This window comes from Paraburkholderia acidipaludis NBRC 101816 (assembly GCF_000684975.1).
In the GTDB taxonomy this organism is placed as follows: Bacteria; Pseudomonadota; Gammaproteobacteria; order Burkholderiales; family Burkholderiaceae; genus Paraburkholderia; species Paraburkholderia acidipaludis.
In genome coordinates this window covers 30,941-50,190 of record NZ_BAXZ01000024.1, presented here as the reverse complement: position 1 = coordinate 50,190, position 19,250 = coordinate 30,941, and the positions used below count along the sequence as shown (strand labels likewise).

Annotated in this window: 16 protein-coding genes; 11 read left to right on the top strand and 5 right to left on the bottom strand. The window is 62.8% G+C overall.

Features of this window, described 5'->3' with window-relative positions; all coding sequences use genetic code 11:
• Genes pgaB through glmS form a run of 5 tightly spaced genes read left to right on the top strand, consistent with a single transcriptional unit; the run spans position 1 to position 7,172 of the window.
• Complete coding sequence (gene pgaB, locus BAC01S_RS23945) at positions 1–2,088, top strand: poly-beta-1,6-N-acetyl-D-glucosamine N-deacetylase PgaB (protein ID WP_027797039.1); 2,088 nt, start codon at positions 1–3, stop codon at positions 2,086–2,088.
• A complete protein-coding gene (gene pgaC, locus BAC01S_RS23940; RefSeq protein WP_027797038.1) occupies positions 2,085–3,353 on the top strand; it encodes a poly-beta-1,6-N-acetyl-D-glucosamine synthase in 1,269 nt (422 codons plus the stop codon). Before pgaB ends, pgaC begins: the two co-directional genes overlap by 4 nt.
• On the top strand, positions 3,331–3,948 hold the full coding sequence (locus tag BAC01S_RS32410) for a Biofilm PGA synthesis auxiliary protein PgaD (RefSeq protein ID WP_156954522.1): 618 nt from the start codon (positions 3,331–3,333) through the stop codon (positions 3,946–3,948). The genes pgaC and BAC01S_RS32410 overlap by 23 nt, the downstream gene beginning before the upstream one ends.
• A 56-nt stretch (positions 3,949–4,004) precedes the next feature.
• Positions 4,005–5,315: a hypothetical protein gene (locus BAC01S_RS23930; RefSeq protein WP_174442461.1), complete on the top strand. Its 1,311-nt coding sequence runs from the start codon at positions 4,005–4,007 to the stop codon at positions 5,313–5,315.
• A 39-nt stretch (positions 5,316–5,354) separates the two neighbouring features.
• Positions 5,355–7,172, top strand: coding sequence for a glutamine--fructose-6-phosphate transaminase (isomerizing) (gene glmS, locus BAC01S_RS23925; RefSeq protein ID WP_027797036.1), 1,818 nt, complete (start codon positions 5,355–5,357; stop codon positions 7,170–7,172).
• 86 nt (positions 7,173–7,258) lie between these two features.
• On the opposite strand, the gene gcvA is transcribed toward glmS, so the two are convergent.
• A complete protein-coding gene (gene gcvA, locus BAC01S_RS23920; protein WP_027797035.1) occupies positions 7,259–8,176 on the bottom strand; it encodes a transcriptional regulator GcvA in 918 nt (305 codons plus the stop codon).
• A 134-nt stretch (positions 8,177–8,310) separates the two neighbouring features.
• Here gcvA and BAC01S_RS23915 point away from each other — a divergent pair, with 134 nt between their 5' ends.
• The 3 genes from BAC01S_RS23915 (at position 8,311) to BAC01S_RS23905 (ending at position 11,756) form a co-directional block, all read left to right on the top strand.
• The gene (locus tag BAC01S_RS23915) at positions 8,311–8,835 is read left to right on the top strand and encodes a carboxymuconolactone decarboxylase family protein (RefSeq protein WP_043203482.1); all 525 of its coding nucleotides are present in this window, start codon (positions 8,311–8,313) and stop codon (positions 8,833–8,835) included.
• Between the two features lie 139 nt (positions 8,836–8,974).
• Positions 8,975–10,225, top strand: a complete 1,251-nt coding sequence (locus BAC01S_RS23910) for a MalY/PatB family protein (protein WP_043203479.1) — start codon at positions 8,975–8,977, stop codon at positions 10,223–10,225.
• A 97-nt stretch (positions 10,226–10,322) separates the two neighbouring features.
• Positions 10,323–11,756 carry an amino acid permease gene (locus BAC01S_RS23905; RefSeq protein WP_027797032.1) on the top strand — a complete coding sequence of 478 codons (1,434 nt, stop codon included), beginning with the start codon at positions 10,323–10,325 and terminating at the stop codon, positions 11,754–11,756.
• Positions 11,757–11,826: 70 nt separating this feature from the next.
• Here the strand turns inward: BAC01S_RS23905 and BAC01S_RS32405 are convergent, their stop codons facing one another.
• A complete protein-coding gene (locus BAC01S_RS32405) occupies positions 11,827–12,669 on the bottom strand; it encodes an AraC family transcriptional regulator (protein WP_043203523.1) in 843 nt (280 codons plus the stop codon).
• 179 nt (positions 12,670–12,848) lie between these two features.
• On the opposite strand from BAC01S_RS32405, the gene BAC01S_RS23895 reads away from it, so the two are divergent.
• The 3 genes from BAC01S_RS23895 to BAC01S_RS32400 are packed head-to-tail and all read left to right on the top strand — an operon-like array spanning position 12,849 to position 16,395.
• Positions 12,849–14,171 carry a tetratricopeptide repeat protein gene (locus BAC01S_RS23895; RefSeq protein ID WP_027797031.1) on the top strand — a complete coding sequence of 441 codons (1,323 nt, stop codon included), beginning with the start codon at positions 12,849–12,851 and terminating at the stop codon, positions 14,169–14,171.
• A 23-nt stretch (positions 14,172–14,194) separates the two neighbouring features.
• The gene (locus BAC01S_RS23890) at positions 14,195–15,463 is read left to right on the top strand and encodes an MFS transporter (RefSeq protein WP_043203477.1); all 1,269 of its coding nucleotides are present in this window, start codon (positions 14,195–14,197) and stop codon (positions 15,461–15,463) included.
• Positions 15,457–16,395: a LysR family transcriptional regulator gene (locus BAC01S_RS32400; RefSeq protein ID WP_043203475.1), complete on the top strand. Its 939-nt coding sequence runs from the start codon at positions 15,457–15,459 to the stop codon at positions 16,393–16,395. Before BAC01S_RS23890 ends, BAC01S_RS32400 begins: the two co-directional genes overlap by 7 nt.
• Here the strand turns inward: BAC01S_RS32400 and BAC01S_RS23880 are convergent.
• Genes BAC01S_RS23880 through BAC01S_RS23870 form a run of 3 tightly spaced genes read right to left on the bottom strand, consistent with a single transcriptional unit; the run spans position 16,379 to position 19,216 of the window.
• Positions 16,379–17,401, bottom strand: coding sequence for an alcohol dehydrogenase (locus BAC01S_RS23880; RefSeq protein WP_027797029.1), 1,023 nt, complete (start codon positions 17,399–17,401; stop codon positions 16,379–16,381). The genes BAC01S_RS32400 and BAC01S_RS23880 overlap by 17 nt on opposite strands.
• A 10-nt stretch (positions 17,402–17,411) precedes the next feature.
• Complete coding sequence (locus tag BAC01S_RS32395; protein WP_043203473.1) at positions 17,412–18,551, bottom strand: flavin monoamine oxidase family protein; 1,140 nt, start codon at positions 18,549–18,551, stop codon at positions 17,412–17,414.
• A complete protein-coding gene (locus BAC01S_RS23870; RefSeq protein WP_027797028.1) occupies positions 18,548–19,216 on the bottom strand; it encodes a cupin domain-containing protein in 669 nt (222 codons plus the stop codon). Before BAC01S_RS23870 ends, BAC01S_RS32395 begins: the two co-directional genes overlap by 4 nt.
• Positions 19,217–19,250: the final 34 nt, after the last annotated feature.

Below are 19,250 nucleotides of genomic sequence, written 5' to 3'. Positions count from 1 at the left end.
ATGTATTCCCGTAGACGTTTCATCTGCGGCTGTCTGGGCACCATGGCAGGGTGTACGCTGTTTCCCTCGCTGGTTCCGGCAAAGCTGATCGACATCCTGCCGCCGGCCGATCCGGCCGACGGCAAGACGTTCCGGGTCATCTGCTGCCACGACGTCCGTGACAATCTGCGGGACGAATTCGCCACGAACAATGTGATCGATCCCTATGCGATCGACACCGGCACGCTTACGTCGATCTTTTCCTGGCTGCACGAGAACGGCTATCACGCGGTCAGCTTCAACGCGGTTGTCGCTTCGCGCAACGGGGGCAAGCCGCTGCCGCCGCGCCCGGTGCTGCTCACGTTCGACGACGGCTTCAAGAGCCACTACACGAAGGTGCTGCCGCTGCTCCAGGAGTTCAACTATCCCGCGGTGATGGGTATCGTGACGTCGTGGGTCGACACCCCGGCGGACACCGGCATTCGCCTGTCCGACACCGTGGTCGTGCCGCGCGACACGTTCATGTCGTGGGACGACGTGCGCGTCGTGGCTAAATCGGGACTCGTCGAGCTCGCGTCGCATACACACGATCTGCACCACGGCGCGGTTGCGAATCCGCAAGGCAACGAATTGCCGGCCGCCACCTCGCACCTGTATCTCAAGGATCAGTCGCGCTACGAGACCGACGCCGAGTTCGAAGCGCGCGTGCACGGGGATCTCGCCAAATGCATCGGGCAGATCAAGGCCCAAACCGGCGCCACGGTGCGCTCCATGGTGTGGCCGTATGGCGCGGAGAACCTGCAGGTGCGCAATGTCTCGACGAAGCTCGGCATGCCTACGCAGTTCACGCTCGAATCCGGGCCGAATACGAGCGACGTTCCGCTCGATCGCCTGCGCCGCATTCTCCTGATGTACGACATCGACGTCGGCGGCTTCGAGCGCTCGATGCGCGAGCCCGCGGAGAACCGCGGCGAAGTCAATCCGGTGGAGCGCTCTGTCGTGGTGTCGCTGGACGACGTCTACGACCCCTCGCCGGACGTGCAGGAGAAAAAGTTGGGTGACCTGATCGAGCGGATGTATCGCCTGAAGCCGAATTCGGTGTACCTGCAGGCGTACTCCGACCCCGACAAATCCGGGTTCGCGCGGGCCCTGTACTTCCCGAACCGCCATCTGCCCATGCGCTCCGATCTGTTCTGCCGGGCCGCATGGCAGTTGAACACGCGCGCCGACGTCAACGTCTATGCGTGGATGCCGGTGCTCGCGTTCGCGACGCCCACGGCGCTCGATGGCCGCATGCAGTATGTGAGCGCCGTTTCGGGCAGCACGCTGCCGCCGGGCGCCTCGGGCGTGAAGCGCCTCAGCCCCTACGATCCGGCTGCGCGCAGCTATGTTCGCGAGTTGTACGAGGACCTCGGCAAGTACTCCGCGTTCACGGGCGTGCTCTTCGGCGAAGACGCAATGTTGACCGACTACGAGGACAACAGCGCGGCGGGGCGCCAGCAGCTGGCGCGCTGGAGTCTGCCGGGCAACATCAGCCAGATCCATGCGGATCCGGCCCGGTTGAAGCGGTGGAGCGACCTGAAGACGAGTCATCTGATCGACTTCACGCGGGAGCTCCAGCAGGTCGTGGTCGACAGCCAGAACGCCGCGGACGTACTCGCCGTGCGTACGATCTTCCCCGATGTCGTGACCGATCCGGCCGCGGGGCAACGCTATGCGCAAAACTACCCGGCTTTCGTGCAGGTATACGACTACGTGGGCCTGCTGGCCATGCCGTCACGGCAGGGCATTACGTCGGTGGATAGCTGGCTCGATTCGCTGTCCAAAAAAGTGCGCGCGGAGCCGGATGGTCCGCGGCGCACCGTTTTCCTGCTGGAGGCCGCGGACTCGCACACGGGGGCGAGCGTGCCCACCGCCCGGCTCGCCGACCAGATGCGCCACCTGCGGCAGAACGGCATGGTGAGTTACGGCTACTACCCCGACAATTTCGCACGCGACGTGCCGAGCGAGGTCGAGATGGCGGACGTCATGTCGATGCGCTCGCGTCTCGATCCCACGTCGATCCAGGCCCTGTTGAAGGCCAGCACCAACAGGAGCCTCGCGCAATGATGCACGTCGTCATCAACCGGCTGCAGGACTTCATTTTCTTCTATCCGTTCTTCATGTCGTATCTGTGGATGATAGGAGGGATCGTCCACTTCTTTGCTCTGGAGCACGGCCGGACCCGCTCGCAGCGCGCCCTGGCGAGGGCCGGGATGCCGAAGGTCGCCATCATCGTGCCCTGCTACAACGAGGAGGCGAACGCACGCCGGGTCTTTCATCATCTGAATACGCTTGGTTATCCGAACTATGAAATCTATGCCGTCAACGACGGCAGCCGCGACCGCACCGGCGAAATCCTGAACCAGCTGGCGACGGAGATTCCTCGTTTGACGGTGATCCACCATGCGAAGAACGAGGGCAAGGCGATCGGCCTGACGACGGCCGCGGCGATTACCAGCGCGCCATATCTCATGTGCATCGACGGCGACTCGCTGCTGGGCGAGGACGCGATCGAATGGATGCTGGAGCACTTCATTTCAGACCAGAACGTGGGCGCGGTGACGGGCAACCCGCGCATCCGCACGCGCACCTCGCTGCTCGGGCGCATGCAGGTGGGCGAATTCTCGTCGATCGTCGGGCTCATCAAGCGCACGCAGCAGGTTTATGGGCGCATCTTCACGGTGTCCGGCGTCATCACGATGTTTCGCAAGAGCGCGCTTGCGGACGTGGGCTACTGGAGCTCGGACATGTTGACCGAGGACATCGACATCAGCTGGAAGCTCCAGTGCAGCGACTGGCGCGTGGCCTACGAGCCGCATGCGCTCAGCTGGATTCTGATGCCCGAGACGCTCAAGGGCCTGTACAAGCAGCGCCTGCGCTGGGCCAAGGGCGGCATCCAAGTGCTGTTCAAGTACGCGAAGACGCTGCTTTTTTCGCCCCGCTTCATGATGTGGCCGCTTTTTGTCGAGTACGCGCTCGGCATTGCCTGGGCGTACTCGATGTCTTTCATTTTGCTGCTCGCGCTCGTGGGCGCCTTCTACCCGTTGCCGCCCGACTGGCACGTCTCCTTGCTGCCGCACTGGCACGGGATGCTGCTCGTGGCGACCTGCGTGCTGCAGATCATCATCGGTTGCCTGATCGACCGGTGCTACGACGAAAAGTTGCTGCTGTACCTGATGGACACAGTCTGGTATCCGCTCGCGTTCTGGTTAATCAACATGGTCACGACCGTTGTCGCGCTGCCCGCCATCGTTTTCGGACGGCGTGGCAAACGGGCCGTCTGGACCAGCCCTGATAGAGGTATTCAGCATGAACAACATGCCCGTCATTGATCTCTCCCTGCGCCACCCGCAACTGATCATCAGGGATAAAGGCCTCACGCGCGGGGTCGCGCTCATCCTCTGGTTCCGCCTGCTGCGTCCGGCCTGCGTCGGTTCGATGTGGGCCGGGATCACGATCTACGCGTACCGGTATCTGCTGCCGTTCGGACAGGGCGATTTGTCGATACCGGAACTGCTGTCCTACTTCGCCGCGATCGGCGCCATGGCTTCGGTGCTGGTGATGTGGATGGTCCTCGCGCGCGTGGCGCACCCGTTCGCATCGAAATCGCGCACCCAGCGGCTCTTGCGGCGTAAAGCCGGTCTCACGGTCGAGCCTGGCGCGCTGGCCAGCGGCGTGCGGCACGAGAGCGGCGAGGTGCCGCGAGTGCTGGTTGCTTCGCACGACGCGAACGGACTGATTTCCGCATTGCGCGTGCTGCCGCAGCCGGAGCTCGCCGAAGGCGACGTGCCGCGTGGTGCCTCCGCACCGCACGCCCTGAATCAGATGCCGCCGCTGCGGTATTCGCTGCCGCGCGCGCCGGCCGAGACGTTGCGCGGGGCACCGACCGGCGGCTCGCCTCGCGCGTCGGGCCATAGACGGCACTGAGCGCGCCAGGGCACAAAGGACGCTTCTCGCGTCGATGCCACACAGGGCTTGCAGCCATGATCCGTCGATTCGATATGCCGCGGCGCGGCCGCGAACGCAGGACGCGTGCGCGCGTCGCCGCGGCCATGCTGGCCGCCGTGCTGGGCATGCTGGCAACGCCCGGCCGCAGCGCCGACCCGAACACCGTTAGCGCGCGGCGCGCGCCGGCCGGGGCCGTGGTGGCCGTGCCGGCGCCGGGTCTCGGCGACGAGCGGCGCTTCATGCACGGCATTGGTTACGCGAGCGCCGGGGGAGACCGGAGCTGGGTCTTTTTCAGCAGCTCCGGGCTGCCGCCGCGCGGAGCGAATCCGGACGGCAACTGGCCCCATGATGTCTACGTGGGCGAGTGGTCGCCGCCGCATCACCATCTTGCGAAGGTGCACATTTTCATCAGCCGGCCCGAGGCGCAGGAGCCCGTGTCGGTCGCCCAGAGCACGAGCGGCAACATCATGGTCAGCTTCGAGGACGGCTGGAACGCGCCGCGCACGATCAGCCAGCGCTATGGCGTCTATCACCAGGACCTCTCGCCCATCAAGCCCTATCCGAACGATGTCGAATCCGGCGGCCATTCCGGCCACGTGACCGCCGTGGGCGACCGCTTCGTCGTGTTCTATTCGGCGGACTGGGTGGATGGCGGCGGCGTGGACAATCTCGGCACGGGCGGCGGCGTGTACGTGAAGGTCTACAACGATCGTGGCGGCCAGCTGCTGCATGTGGACGTGGCCGCGCACGTGCGCGAATGGTGGCCGGTCGTCGCCGGCTCGCCTACGCATGCACTGCTCGTGTGGCAGAAGTACATTCCGGGCTCGATCATCGCCCAGCTCGAGTACGCAGTGCTCGACCCTGTGACCGGCCGGCTCGTGCGTCCCGCAGACGCCAGCGAGATGCCGCGCGTGCAGTACTACGTCTACGCCGCCGCATGGGTCCCCGCCGTAGAGCGCTTCGTGCTCGAAGCGACGACAGAGGACGGCCGTTCTTCTGTATTACTGATCGATGAGGGCGGGCAGGTGACGGCCCGGCTCGATTGTCTGCCGGCCTCGGTGCGCGAAGCGAGCATTGGAGTGAATGGCAACGTGGCCTATGTGCCCACGCGCGACGGACGGCTGATGGCGCTCACGCTCTCCGGGAGCGACATTCGCCTGCGCGGCTTCGAACGGGCGCCGTTTGCCTGGGGCAACACCGGTGCCATCGGCATCGCGCGCGGCCCCGACTCCATGCATTTTGTTTCGCTTTCGCCAACCGGCCTGCGCGAAGCGGATTTCAGCGAGCGCGACGAAGTGGCGCCATCGGAATCGGACCGATGCACCCGCCAGACCGCGCAAGAGTAGTACAACGAATCGATCGACCGATGAAACTGGGAGGCGCATATGTGCGGCATCGTGGCAGGCGTATCGAGGAGCAACATCGTGCCTTCGCTGCTGGAGGGCTTGAAGCGGCTCGAATACCGGGGGTATGACTCATGTGGCGTGGCGGTGCTGCAAAGCGGAGAGGCGCGGCGTGTGCGCACGTTGTCGCGCGTGTGCTCGCTGGAAGCCGATGCGCGCGCCGTCGCGCTGGACGGCGTGACGGGGATCGCCCATACGCGCTGGGCGACGCATGGCATGCCCGTGATCGACAACGCGCACCCGATCTTTTCGGGCGAGCAGATCGCGGTCGTGCACAACGGTATCATCGAAAATCACGAGCAATTGCGCAAGGCGCTCGCGGAGAAGGGCTACCAGTTCAATAGCCAGACCGATACCGAAGTGATCGCGCATCTCGTGCACGAGCACTATTGCGGCGACATCCTGGCCGCCGTTCACAACGCGACGCGGCTGCTGCAAGGCGCTTACGCGATTGCCGTGATGTGCCGCGACGAGCCGAACCGGGTGATCGGCGCGCGCCAGGGCTCGCCGCTCGTTGTCGGCATCGGCGCACAAGGCGTATTTCTCGCCTCGGATACCTTCGCGCTTTCGGGCTGCGCGGAGCGCTTCGTGTATCTGGAGGAGGGCGATCTCGTCGATATCGAAGGCAAGAACGTGCAGATCTGCGACAAGGACGGCCAGCCGGTCGCGCGCCGCGAGATCGCATTCGCGCGCCACGCGGCGGATGCCGAACTCGGCGCTTACCAGCACTTCATGCAGAAGGAGATCTTCGAGCAGCCCGTGGCCGTGGCGCGCACGCTCGCGACGGTGGTCGACCTGGAGCCGCGCCAGGACGGCATGCCGAAAGCAGGTGAACTAAGCGATGTGGCGAACCTGCTGCTGCTTGGCTGCGGCACGAGCTACTATGCGGCGCTTACTGCGTGCGGGTGGTTCGAACGTTTCGCCAACGTGACCGCGCGGGCCGAGATTGCGAGCGAGTACCGCTATCGCGACCACGTCGCGCAGCGCAATACGCTCGTCGTGGCGGTCTCCCAGTCGGGCGAAACCGCCGACACGCTGGCGGCGCTGCGCTATGCCCAGTCGATGGGCGAGCTGCGCACGCTGGCGATCTGCAACGTCGCGGGGAGCGCGATGGTGCGGCAAAGCCGTTGGGCGTTCATTACCGAAGCCGGCCCGGAAGTGGGTGTGGCCTCGACGAAGGCGTTCACGACCCAGCTCGTCGCGCTGTTCGTGCTCGCGCTGATGATGGGCCGGCAGCGCGGGCGCGTGAGCGGGAGCGAGGCGGCGACCTATATGCAGCAGCTCGCCGCGCTGCCCGACGCAATGCGCAACGTGCTCGCACGCGAACCCGAGATCATGGCGTGGGCCGAGGCGCTAAGCCCGACCGAGCACGCGCTGTTTCTCGGGCGCGGCACGCACTATCCCATCGCACTGGAAGGCGCGCTCAAGCTCAAGGAGATTTCCTATATTCATGCGGAGGGCTACCCGGCCGGCGAGCTCAAGCATGGCCCGCTGGCGCTCGTGACCGAGTCGATGCCGGTGATCGTCACGGCGCCCAACGACATGCTGCTGCACAAGCTCAAGTCGAACATGGAGGAAGTGCGAGCGCGCGGCGGACGGCTTTTCGTGCTGGCCGATCTGGACACGGGACTGACGCTCGCGCCCGGGGTGAGGGTGATTCACATGCCCGCGTGGATCGGGCCGCTTTCGCCGCTGCTGCATGTGGTGGCGCTGCAATTGCTGGCCTATCACGTGGCATGCCTGCGTGGGACCGATGTCGACAAGCCGCGCAATCTCGCCAAATCGGTCACGGTGGAGTAGGGCACGGCCGCGGTGGCCATCATCGGGCCATATAGAGCCATAGGGCAGAGATCGAACGACCGGGCGCCGGGCCGGGTCGGCTTTCGTCAGGCGGTCGACCCGGCCTCTTGAATCAGCCATTCGCGGAATGTGACCAGCTTCGGCAAGGATGCGCATTCCGCGCGATAGACAATGAAGTACGCCAGTTCCGAGGCCTGCTCCAGCGTCGGGAAGAGACGGATGAGCCGGCCGGCGGCAAGGTCGTCACTCGTCATGACGCTTCGCGCCAGCGCTACGCCGTGTCCGTCGATCGCGGCCTGCAGCACCGCGGCGGAATTGTTTATCTGCATGCCTCGCGTCGCGTCGACCTTCGTGGCGCCGGCCCGTTGAAGCCAGTCGGCCCACGACGCAAATCCAATATGCGCGTCGACCGAGAGGTCATGGATCAATGCCTTGCCTGCCAGGTCATCGGGACGTTTGAATTTGCCATGCTTCGCGAGCCAGGCCGGCGAACAGACGGGAAAGATTTTCTCGTCCATCAGCTTTTCGGCGACGAGACCCGGCCATGAGCCGCGGCCATAGCGCACTCCAATGTCGATGCCCTGCGCGGCAAAGTCCACGAGCTTGAGGTTCGTATCCAGACGGACATCGGTTTCCGGGCACACGGCATGAAAATGTTCGATGCGCGGTAGCAGCCACTTTGCGGCGAACGACGGGCTGACGGCCACGGTCAGCACGCCGTTCCTCGAACTCTCGCGCAGGCGGCTCAGCCCGATGGCAAGGCGGTCGAAGCCGGCGCGGATATCCGGCAACGCCCGCTCGGCTGTTTCCGTCGGCACGAGCCGGGCTCGACCGCTGCTCTCCCGATGGAACAGAGGCGCGCCCAGCCACTCCTCCAGGGAACGGACGAGTTGTCCAACCGCAGCCGGCGTGACATTGAGTTCGGACGCGGCCGAAGAGAAGCTCTGATGCCGGGCACTGGCTTCGAACGCGCGCAGGGCGTTAAGAAAAATGGGGGCTCTCATGAAAGATTTTCTTTGTGTCCTGCAAAGAATATAGCAGTTGTGGGCTGTCAGCGCGTGCCGAAAAATGATGCTGGACGGCTTTGCATGAGCGCAGTTCGCCGTGCGAGCCGAAGCGAATTTTTCAGGAGAGCTTTATGAACAGCAGTGTACGTGTCACCCCATGGAAGGACGGTGACGCAGCCCCCGAAGCATTGCTTGCCGGCATGCGCGCGCGCCGTCCCAACGGCGAGCTCATCGGGATCGACCGTGTTCTGCTCAGGAGCTTTCCGCTTGCCGCCGGGTGGAACGAGCTGCTGCGCAGGGTTCGCGCCGATTTCAGTCTGGAACTGGAGTATCGCGAACTCATTATGCTGCGCGTCGCGGTACTCAACGGCGCCAGCTTCGAATGGAATGTGCACTACCCGGCCTATCTGGAGGCAGGCGGGACACGCGAAAAGGCGGAGGCTCTCAAATCGGCGCACGTCGAGCATCCCGCATTCGACGACCGGGAAATCGCGCTGATCAAGCTCACCGATCAGTCGACCCGGAACGTCGTGGTGGAAGCCGCCACCATCGAGGAATTGAAGGAACGCTTTGGGGAATCGAAGACCGTGGAGGCGGTAGCGACAGTCGCCGCATACAACATGGTTTCGCGCTTTCTGGTGGCGCTGGCTGTCTGAGGCCCTGTCCGGCGGGGCTCCGGGCATCCATGAGCTACGCTCACTGCACCATGAGAACATACCATTGTTGCTCAAAATTTCGCGCTGCTACTCTAATCGCAATACGAAGCTACGCCGCGGGCGTACCGTTCTATCGCGAATGGAAGTGACTGTGAAGATTCATCCAGAAATGCAGGGCCGCGGAGCCTCATCCGGAAAGCCGAGGTCGGTGTTCGACGAGGTCATCGACCGAAAGCATTCCAATTCCTTGAAATGGGCGTTCGGAGAAAGACTGCTTTGCGCGGACGAATACGCTGCGGACCCGTTGCCAATGTGGGTGGCAGACATGGATTTCCGGGCGCCCCAGCCGGTAATCGATGCGCTTCATGAGGCCGTCGAGCATGGCGTCTTCGGGTACTCCCGCGGCGCCACCGAGCGCTACGTCGAAGCGGTGACCGGCTGGCAGGCCAGGCGCTTTGGTTGGGACGTGCCCAAGGAGTGGGTTCTCCAGTCGAGCGGCGTCATCACCGCGCTCAAAAACGCCATTCAGGCTTTTTCGGCGCCGGGCGATTCTGTGCTGATTCAGCCCCCCGTCTATGCCCATTTCCATGATGACGTCCTTCTAAATGGCCGCCATCTCGCGTATGCCCCTCTTGAGCGCGTGGGAACGGCATACCGCTTCAACGAGAAAACGTTCGAAGCGGCGATCAAGGACAACACCCGGTTGTTCATCCTTAGCAACCCTCACAATCCGACCGGAAACGTGTGGTCAGAAGACGAACTGCGCGCGATGGGCGAAATCTGTCTGCGCCGGGGCGTGCTCGTGATTTCGGACGAGATTCACCAGGACCTCGTCATCAACCCGCTCAAAAAGCACCTGCCGTTTGCGTCGCTGGACGCAAGGTTCGCGGAAAACAGTATCACCTGTACCGCGCCGAGCAAGACTTTCAATCTTCCTGGCTTGCAAAGCGCAAACCTCTTCGTGCCGAACCGCCGCTTGCGGGAAGCGCTTCATCGCCAGTTCGACCGCAACATGTATCCGGCCGTGAATGTCCTGGGTATGGTCGCGGCAGAGGCCGCTTATTCCCATGGCGAGCCATGGCTCGACGAGTTGCTCGGCTATCTTCGCGAAAATCATGCGCATTTTCGCAGCGCGGTGCACAGCATTACCTCGAAGATCGAGGTAATGCCTGCCGACTCGCTATACCTTTCGTGGATGGACTGCCGCGGTCTCGGCATGGATGCCGACGTACTGAACAAGTTCATGTTGACCCACGCGAAGCTCTGGCTCGACAAGGGTCAGAAGTTCGGCATAGAAGGGCACGGCTATATGCGCGCGAACCTCGGGTGCCCGCGTTCCACTATTGACGAAGCGATCAGCCGTCTGACCACCGCGCTCGCGGGACTCTGATAGTCGACAGAGACGGCGTACTTCCTGACTACGCTTATATTTATTCAGGAATGCATATTAAATCACAAGAACAATCGAACATTTCTTAGGAGGCGACATGAGCCACGGCGATAAAATTCAGACATACGAGCAGGAAGATCTAAAAAGAGACCTGAAAAACAGGCACATCCAGATGATCGCCATTGGCGGCGCAATCGGAACCGGGCTGTTTTACGGGTCGTCGTGGGCAATCAAGACGGCAGGGCCGGCCATCCTGCTGGTGTACGTGCTGGCCGCTATCGCTATCTATTTCGTCATGCGCGCGCTGGGGGAGATGGCGGTGGAAGAGCCGGTTTCCGGCTCGTACGTTTCCTATTCGAATCGCTATATCCATCGATTCGCCGGATTTTTGAACGGCTGGAATGCATTCATTTTCTTGCTTGCCACGAGTGCCGCGGATTTGAACGCACTCGGGAACTACATGCATTTCTGGTTTCCGGCCATTCCCATCTGGGTGACGGCCGGGGCGGCCGTGTCGCTGATGTTCCTGGTCAATATCATCGGCGTAAAGATCTACGGTGAGGCGGAGTTCTGGTTCGCGCTGGTCAAGGTCGCAGCCATTGTGGCAATGATCGCTTTCGGTGTGGGCATGGTCGTCTTTGGCATCGGAAACAACGGAGTGCCTATCGGCTATCGCAACCTCGTCGACCACGGAGGATTCTTTCCCAAGGGAGCCAGTGGGACGTTCCTTGCCATTGTGATGGTCACCTTTGCATTCGGCGGGGTAGAAAATCTGGGTCTCGCGGCGGGAGAAACGAAGGATGTCAAGACCACAATGCCCAAGGCCATCAACGCGACGTTCTGGCGCCTGCTGATTTTCTACGTCGGCGCCATCGCAGTCCTGCTGACGGTTTTCCCGTGGACTTCCTTGACGACCAAGGGCAGCCCATTTGTGGAGGTGTTCACGAAAATGGGCATTCCGGCGGCGGCGAGCATCATGAATCTGGTCGTCATCATGGCGGTGCTGTCTGCGGTGAACGCAAGCGTCTTCACCAATAGCCGGACGTTTTATAACCTGTCGCTGCAAAAGAATGCGCCCGCGTTCCTGGGTGTCACGAATAGCCGCAAGGTTCCGCATCGGGCGATCTTGATGGTCTTCGCGACCATGTTCGCAGGCGTGTTGCTGAATTACTTCATGCCCGGGCAGGCCTTCGAACTGTTTTCTTCGGTGACGGTATTCGCGCTGGTCTGTGCGTGGGGCTCAATCGTGATTAGCCACTTCGGATTCCGAAAAGCCAGGCGGCAGCGGGGCGACGAAGGCCAGATTGCCTACAGGATGCCCTTCTATCCGTACAGCAATTACATCGCGCTGATCTTCCTGGCAGCGGTATTGGTTGGCATCGCCATCCTGCCGGACATGCGTATCTCGCTGGTCGTTTCCGCCGTCTGGGTCTTCGTGGTTTTTATCGGCTACAAGTTTTACGTCAGAAACGAGTCGCCGTGCACCAGCGTTAGCGTAGAAGCCGGCGACGCCAAGGATATGCTCGCTTGATCGTGGTCTGACGCGCTCTCGCTCGCGGCTTGCCATGGAAGACCATGGCAAGCCGTTCTTGTCTCCGATTTCACCGACCCGCTTTCGCCGAAAGCGGCGCCGCTTGCGGCGCGACGCGACTGCTCAGCTCATCGCCGCGGCCTCGCATATAAACTTGCGGACTGCTACCCATCTCGAGGCGAAACGCGTAGACAAACGCCGAGGTCGAGCCGTAGCCGAGCTCCATCGCCGTTCGCGTCACGCCCATACCGCCGCCCAGCAGTTCAATCGCCCTGAAGAGGCGCATTCTGCGCCGCCACGAACGCAGGCTCATTCCGGTCTCGGCAACAAAGCGCCGGGCGAGGGTGCGCTCCGACATGCCCAATATCCGCCCCCATTCCTCCGGGCCGCGCGTGTCCGCCGGGTCAGCATAAAGCGCCTCGCAAAGCACTGCCAGGGATTCGTCGCGCGGCCACGGTAGCGCGGTAGGCAGCGGGCGGGCACGCCGGAGCTGGTCGAGAATCAAATGCGTGATGCGGCCGGCGTATCCGTCATCGTCATCCTGTCCCTCTATCTCGTTCGCCTCGACAATGAGCGCCTTGAGCAGAGGCGAAACCGCAAAGACTCGTGGGCCCGTTCCCGGCAGGGAATCGCCCATGTCGTCGGCTATCCACAGGCTGCGGAACTCGGCGCCCAGAAGCGAGCCGACGCGATGGCGCAAGCCGGTCGGCAGCCACACGGCCTGTTCCGGCGAAATGACGAGCGACCCGGCTTCCGATATGACGGTTAGCGCGCCGGATATCGCGTAGACCATCTGGTGCCAGTGATGCGAATGCTCGGGGAAAAAGTGGCGGGCAGGGACGAACTGGGCGCGTACCGTGAGGGGAGCCGGGGGTGATACACCAGCGGGGGTTTCAATGGTTTCCCAATTCATGTTAGCGATCCGGTTGACCGATATTCTATACATCTTGACCATTCATCGAAATACCGACACGGGAAAAATGGGTCTAATAGTGCTTTCCTGTGCTGAAGCATCGTGCCGTCGTCGGCAACGGACGACCGGTGCTCGAACGCTCGCGATTGCCACTGACTGCCACTGGAGTTACCTGCTTTATGTCCCGCCTCGACCGCTACAGCCTGCCACTCTCGACGACTTCCGACCTTGCGGCCGAGCGCTATCAGGCTGGCGTTGATCTTCTTCTGTCGCTGTGGCCGGGTGCCGGCGAGACACTGGACGAAGCGATTGCGGCAGACCCGGATTTCGCGCTGGCTTATGCAGCACGCGCGCGCTTGCACGCTATTTGCGCAGAGGTCACTCACGCGCGCGCGAAGATTGCAAAGGCGATGGAACTGGTGCTTCACAACGGAACGGAGCGTGAACGCAGTCATGTAGAAGTCCTTTCTTTTGCGATCAACGGGCAGGCTCCGAAGGCGCTTGCGGCAGCGCTGGCGCATGCGGACAGGTGGCCGCGCGACATTCTCGTCCTCTCGTTGCCGCTTGGCGCATTCGGCCTGTTCGCGTTCTCCGGGATGGCCAGCCACGACCAGGCGCGCGTGGACCTCTGCGAGCGTCACGCACGACACTTCGATGCCGACGACTGGTGGTTTCTGACCTATCGGGGTTGGGCGCACGGCGAGAACGGTGATGTTCGGCTGGGGCGCGCCTTGACGCAACGCGCGCTCGAATTGCGCCGTCACAATGTGAACGCAGTCCATGCGGTTGCGCATGTCCTGTACGAAGCCGGCGCCAACGACGAAGCGGAGCGGGTGATTGCCGGCTGGCTGCCGGAGTACGGAAAAAATGGCGTGCTTCATGGCCACATCGCATGGCACGCCGCGCTCGTCGCGCTGGAGCGAGGGGACACCGAACGGGCACTCGCGGTATACGACGAGCACGTTGCGCCATCGGCCTCGTTGGGGGTTCCCGTCAATATCGTGAGCGACACGTCATCGTTTCTTTGGCGCATGCAGGCGTATGGCCACACGGTCCCCGCGGGGATGTGGGACGCCGCCGCGAAGTACGCCTCCGGTTATTTCAAACAAGCCGGCTTCGCCTTTGCGGACTTCCACATGGCCCTGGTTGCTGCGGCGACAGGCGATAGGGAAGGGCTCGAGCAGCGCGTCCACGCCCTCCTCGCGCTCGTGGAGTCCGGAAACCTGCCCGCCGGGCCCGTTGTCCCGGCGATTTGCCGGGCGGCCCTGGCATTCGCCGACGAAAACTACGCGCATTGCGTGGAAATTCTCGAACCCGTGGCCCGCGACGTCGTGCGCATTGGCGGAAGCGGCGCGCAACGCGAAATTGTGGAGGACACGCTGCTCGTCTCGCTCATGCGAAGCGGCGAGGCTGCCAAGGCGCGCACGCTGCTCGACAAGCGGCTGCATCGTCGCCCGTCCCCGCGAGATTCGCGTTGGCTCGGCCAACTGACGGCTGTATAAGTCGGTTTTCGTCGGAACATGCAATGAGTTCAAGCGTATCCATCAGGGCGACTGGGCTGCGAAAGCTGCTCGTCGATCGGTTCGGCCCGGTAGCGTCGATCTCAATCGCGCAGCTCTTCGGGACAGCGTTGTGGTTCAGTGCCAATAGCACCGCCGCCGACCTGATGCGAATCTGGCACGCGAGCGCGGCCGACATCGGGTGGTTGACGAACGCGGTGCAGCTAGGCTTCATCCTTGGCACCCTCTTTATTTCGTTGAGCGGCGCAGCCGACCGCTTTCGCGCGAGCCGGATTTTCGTCTGCAGCGCAATCGCCGGAGCGGTTTTCAACTTCGGCTTTGCCTGGCTTTCCACCGGCCTTGTCAGCGGAGCCTTCTTCCGGTTTGGCGTGGGCGTTTGCCTCGCCGGCATCTATCCGATGGGGATGAAGCTGATAGTCGGCTGGGCACCGGAGCGCACGGGGCAGGCCCTCGCTCAACTGGTCGCCATGCTCACGCTCGGCACCGCACTCCCTCATGCGATGCGTTTGATGGGAACGGGCTTTCCGTGGCAACTCATCACTTCCGCCTCGTCGATACTCGCGATAGGCGGCGCTTGCATCATCGCCGCACTGGGAGACGGACCGCATGCCGCTGTGCGGTCTCGCGGGGCGACGGACCCAAACAGATCGGCGGCCCGGCAGCCGTCCGTGCTTGCGGCATTCCGGATTCGCGGGTTTCGCGCCGCGACACTCGGGTATTTTGGCCACATGTGGGAACTCTACACGTTCTGGACCGCGGTGCCGCTGCTGATTGCACGGACGTCGCTGACAACGCACTTTCCCGGCACCCAGGTTTCGGGCTGGTCGTTTATCGTCATCGGCATAGGCGCCCTCGGCTCGCTGATTGGCGGAACCCTGTCGCGATACGTTGGGAGTGCCAGGGTTGCCGTCGGTGCGCTGGCAATTTCAGGGCTATGCGCGCTTATTTTTTCGCTCGGTTGGCGCTACCTTGCTCCCGAGGCCGTCGTGGCCTTGCTGATGGTTTGGGGTGCTTCGGTTATTGCCGATTCGCCCCAGTTCTCAGCGCTTGCGGCGAAGTCGTGTCCGCCCGTTCTCGTAGGGGGCGCGCTCGCGATTCAAAACTCAATCGGCTTTGCACTGACGGTGGCATCGATTGCCGCTACAACGATCTTGTTCGAGCATATCGGGCTCGATGCGACCTGGCTCCTGGTGCCCGGCCCGGTATTCGGTCTTGCTGCATTCGCGCTGACGTCACGAAGCCCAGGTCCGGTAAACGGAGACAGGAAATGCTAGACCTCCAATACCTCTCGATCGTGATGGAAGTCGAGCGCCTTGGTAGTGTCACTGCCGCTGCGGAGCGGTTGAACGTCACGCAATCCGCGCTCTCGCACATGGTGCGCAAGTTCGAGGAACGGCACGGCGTCAAGCTATGGACGAAGAACGGCCGCGGCCTTCGCTTTACGCATGCGGGCGAATATCTGCTCGCACTCGCGGAACGCGTGCTTCCCCAGATGGAGCACGCGGAGCGGACGCTTGTTGATTTTGCCGAAGGTCGCACAGGCTCGTTGCGTGTGGGCATGGAATGCCATCCTTGCCAAAAATGGCTGACGCGGCTCACTCCGCACTACCTGGCTGCGTGGCCGGACGTGGATTTCGACGTGAGGACGGCATTTCGCTTTGACGGCGTGGCCGCGCTCCTCGGATTCGAAATCGATCTGCTGATTACGCCCGACCCTATCGACGTTCCGGACGTCGTCTTCTCGCCGGTAATCGACTATGAGCTGGTTCTGGTGGTGCCGGACGCGCATCGGCTGGCTGCGCACGAATTTGCCTTGCCGAAGGACTTGCTTGACGAGGAACTCATCACGGTCCCGGTAAGCAAGGAGCGGCTCGACGTCTATACGCGATTTCTCGTGCCTGCCCATTGCAAGCCGAAATTTCACCGAACCGCCGAGCAGGTCGACCTGATGCTGCAACTGGTTGCGGCCGGACGCGGCGTGGCCGTGCTCCCGGAATGGCTGGTGGTGGAGGAAGGCGAGGGCCTTCCCATCCGCACTGTGCGGCTCGGGGAGCACGGCATCAACAAGAGCATCAATCTTGGCGTGCGCCGGGGAGAAGAAGACGTCGCTTACATTGCGGGCTTCCTGGCCCTGGCGCATGAAATGGGCGTAGCGGTCGGAAGAAGCGTTCACGGCCGGCCTGGTCGCGTCAACGCGCCATTGTGAGCACCATGCGGAATTTGACGTCGCCGGAGCGCATCCGTTGATAAGCCTCGTTGGCCCTCTCGAGCGGCATGACCTCGATCATCGGACGAACGCCGGCCAGAACGCTGAAATCGAGCGCTTTCTCGTTCTCGTAGGGTGTGCCGGTGAGAGAACCCTGGACGCTGCGCTCGCCGCCTACGAAGTAGCCCGGTGAAACCGTCAACGGGTCCTTGCCGGCCCCCAGCAGAATCAGACGGCCTTGAGGCGCCAGTCCACCCAGCACTTGCGACACCGTATTCGCGTGACCGACGGTGGTGACGATAGCGCGCGCGCCGCCCATGCCGATAAGCCTTGCCACAGCGTCCTCCTCGCTATTGTCGATGTAGACATGAGCGCCCAATGCCTTGGCATCGTCGGCAATTTCACTGCCTCGACCGATCGCGACAACCTTGAAGCCCATGCGGCGAGCGTACTGCAATGCCATGTGTCCCAGGCCGCCGACGCCCAGGATCGCGACGATGTCACCCGCTTCGGCGCCGCATTTCTTGAGGGCATTGAACGTGGCGATGCCTGCGCACAGGATGGGCGCGGCTTCTTCCGAACGCAGTTCGTCCGGAATCGACACGAGTCCGGTGCTGCGCGCCAGCATCATTTCGGCATAGCCGCCGTCGCAAGATGCGCCGAGGACGGGCTGGTCTAGACAGAGCTGGAAATTGCCCTGCCGGCATTGCGAGCACGCGTTACAGTGACCGCCAAGCCGGCCCACTCCGACGCGCTGGCCAATTTCCCACGTTGACGGCGTGTTTGCGCCTCTCGCGACGATGCGGCCGACCACTTCATGGCCCGGTATTCGCGCATGGGGCGAAGCCGGGCCCGCATTCTCGATATCGCGTGCGTCCGCACCGCATATTCCACACGCTTCGACTTCGATCAGCACCTGACCATCGCCCGGTATCGGGGTTTCCCTTTCGACCAGCTCCAGAACGCCGGGACGGGTAATTTGCACTGCTCGATAAACCGCTCTCATGATTGCTCCATCAAATAGGCCATTTTCTTCCATGGCTCGACGTCGACCGATCGTGGAGGGTGAGCGCCTCGACGCCGCGATATGCCGCGTCGATCGCACCCGCGATATATCCGGGAAACTGCTGCGACCATTCACTCGCGATGCCGGTCAGGCGTCCGTTCCACGAGCCAAGCGGCGCATTTGCCGCCGGCAGGGCATGTTGCGCCGCGCCCTCGATATCGAGAGTTGTGGCCGTATGAGGATCGCTGGCCCAGTCCTTGATGAATTCCGCTTTTGGTGTTGCGGCGTCTGGGCCAAACAATCGCGCCAACTGCGCACGACAATGCCTGCGTAGAACGTCCTCCGTCGCGTTCCGGCGAACGCTGGCAGGCAGGCCGAAAAATCCGAACAAGGCAGCGCCACCGCGCTCCATGCAGGCATCGTGTATCTCGCCAAGCGGGCCGCAAGCGCTGCGCGCCTCGCCGGAAAGGCCCGACTGACGCCAGAATGCGAACGGGTACGTGGCAACGTACTTGGCGTGCGGCGCCATCCATGTGTTCGTACTGCGCCATTGCTGTGCCAACGCGCGCGGCAGCGCCGGTTCGAAGCTGAGGTTGGCCTCGATCAGACGCGGAGGGAGCGCCAGCAATACATGGTCGACCCATGTGGTCGTGACCGTGCCCGCCAGGTTTTCGCTGCGCACCTCCACCTTGCTACCTGTGCAACGAAGGCTGCGCACCGCTTCGCCCGCGAGGATCGATTTCGCGTTCAGTGCGGCGGCGAGCGTGTCGGTCAGCGTCGCCATGCCGCCTGCCAGCCGCATCGAGACCGGCGCGGTCGCGTAGCCTCGCAGCCGCACGGGCGGCTCGCCGTGCGAGCGCTCGATCATCATGTCTCCGGCCTGGTGCTGCTCGAAACTCGTGATGCCGAGATCGTGGATCAAATTGCCGAGTTGCGGTTGCATGTCCGGCCAGAACCACGTGGGGCCGAGGTCGACGCGATCGGCATTTCCATGAGCGGTGGCGGGAAGCGACAGGATTCGCCCCCCCAGCGTTTTCCGTGCCTCGAAAACGAGGTAATCATGGATGCCCCGCCGCTGCAACAAGAATGCCGCGTAGAGACCGCTCAAGCCGGCACCGATCACGGCAACACGCTCAGTCCGCATGGTCATCCCTTCAGCCCGGCTTCGGTGAGATGGCCCGTCTTGAGGTAGAAGAGGACACCCGACTCCCCGGCGGAAAACTCCGGATATTCACCTGCAGGCAGGCGTATCCACGTGCCGCGTTTGTAGGAGAGGAGTCCTGCGGTTACGGATCCCGCAAGCACGAGGACTTCCGCCGTACTCACCTCGCCATCGAAGAGGGGGTCGCCCGGGGGGAGTCGATGAAGGGAAACCTGCTCCGTGTCGCTCGAGAACAGCGGACAAATTGTTCTTCGGTTATGGCGTTGCCATGTGGTTCGATCGTTGGTATCGACGCGGACAAGTTCACGATCGGCCGGTGGCATTTGCCACAGCTTCACGAAGATGATCGCGCCGCTCACGCTGTACGGCTGATGCGATGAGCCGGGCGGATTGCGCAAATACCAACCGGAAGGATAGTGATGGCGGCCTTCGGAAAAGATGCCGGAAAGGACGAAGACCTCCTCGCCGCCCGGATGCTCGTGAAGAGGAAAGCGGGAGTCGGGCGCGTAGCGCACCATGCTGGTCGCCCGTGCCCTTTCGCCGCCCAGCCGGTCCAGCATCATGCGCTCGATCCCGCCTTGTGGCGACGCAATCCAGCGGTAGTCGGCGGGCGTAATGATGACGCGGCGCGAGAAGTCGGCGTTGACCAGCATGGCGTTTTACTTGTAGTACGGCTGAATATACGGG

Coding starts and splice junctions, on each gene's coding strand:
- BAC01S_RS23915 (WP_043203482.1), top strand. CDS start 8,311: ATGAACAGCAGTGTACGTGTCACCCCATGGAAGGACGGTGACGCAGCC.
- BAC01S_RS32410 (WP_156954522.1), top strand. CDS start 3,331: ATGAACAACATGCCCGTCATTGATCTCTCCCTGCGCCACCCGCAACTG.
- BAC01S_RS23910 (WP_043203479.1), top strand. CDS start 8,975: ATGGAAGTGACTGTGAAGATTCATCCAGAAATGCAGGGCCGCGGAGCC.
- pgaB (WP_027797039.1), top strand. CDS start 1: ATGTATTCCCGTAGACGTTTCATCTGCGGCTGTCTGGGCACCATGGCA.
- BAC01S_RS32400 (WP_043203475.1), top strand. CDS start 15,457: ATGCTAGACCTCCAATACCTCTCGATCGTGATGGAAGTCGAGCGCCTT.
- BAC01S_RS23905 (WP_027797032.1), top strand. CDS start 10,323: ATGAGCCACGGCGATAAAATTCAGACATACGAGCAGGAAGATCTAAAA.
- glmS (WP_027797036.1), top strand. CDS start 5,355: ATGTGCGGCATCGTGGCAGGCGTATCGAGGAGCAACATCGTGCCTTCG.
- BAC01S_RS23895 (WP_027797031.1), top strand. CDS start 12,849: ATGTCCCGCCTCGACCGCTACAGCCTGCCACTCTCGACGACTTCCGAC.
- BAC01S_RS23890 (WP_043203477.1), top strand. CDS start 14,195: ATGAGTTCAAGCGTATCCATCAGGGCGACTGGGCTGCGAAAGCTGCTC.
- BAC01S_RS23930 (WP_174442461.1), top strand. CDS start 4,005: ATGATCCGTCGATTCGATATGCCGCGGCGCGGCCGCGAACGCAGGACG.
- BAC01S_RS32405 (WP_043203523.1), bottom strand. CDS start 12,669: ATGAATTGGGAAACCATTGAAACCCCCGCTGGTGTATCACCCCCGGCT.
- BAC01S_RS23870 (WP_027797028.1), bottom strand. CDS start 19,216: ATGCTGGTCAACGCCGACTTCTCGCGCCGCGTCATCATTACGCCCGCC.
- pgaC (WP_027797038.1), top strand. CDS start 2,085: ATGATGCACGTCGTCATCAACCGGCTGCAGGACTTCATTTTCTTCTAT.
- BAC01S_RS23880 (WP_027797029.1), bottom strand. CDS start 17,401: ATGAGAGCGGTTTATCGAGCAGTGCAAATTACCCGTCCCGGCGTTCTG.
- BAC01S_RS32395 (WP_043203473.1), bottom strand. CDS start 18,551: ATGACCATGCGGACTGAGCGTGTTGCCGTGATCGGTGCCGGCTTGAGC.
- gcvA (WP_027797035.1), bottom strand. CDS start 8,176: ATGAGAGCCCCCATTTTTCTTAACGCCCTGCGCGCGTTCGAAGCCAGT.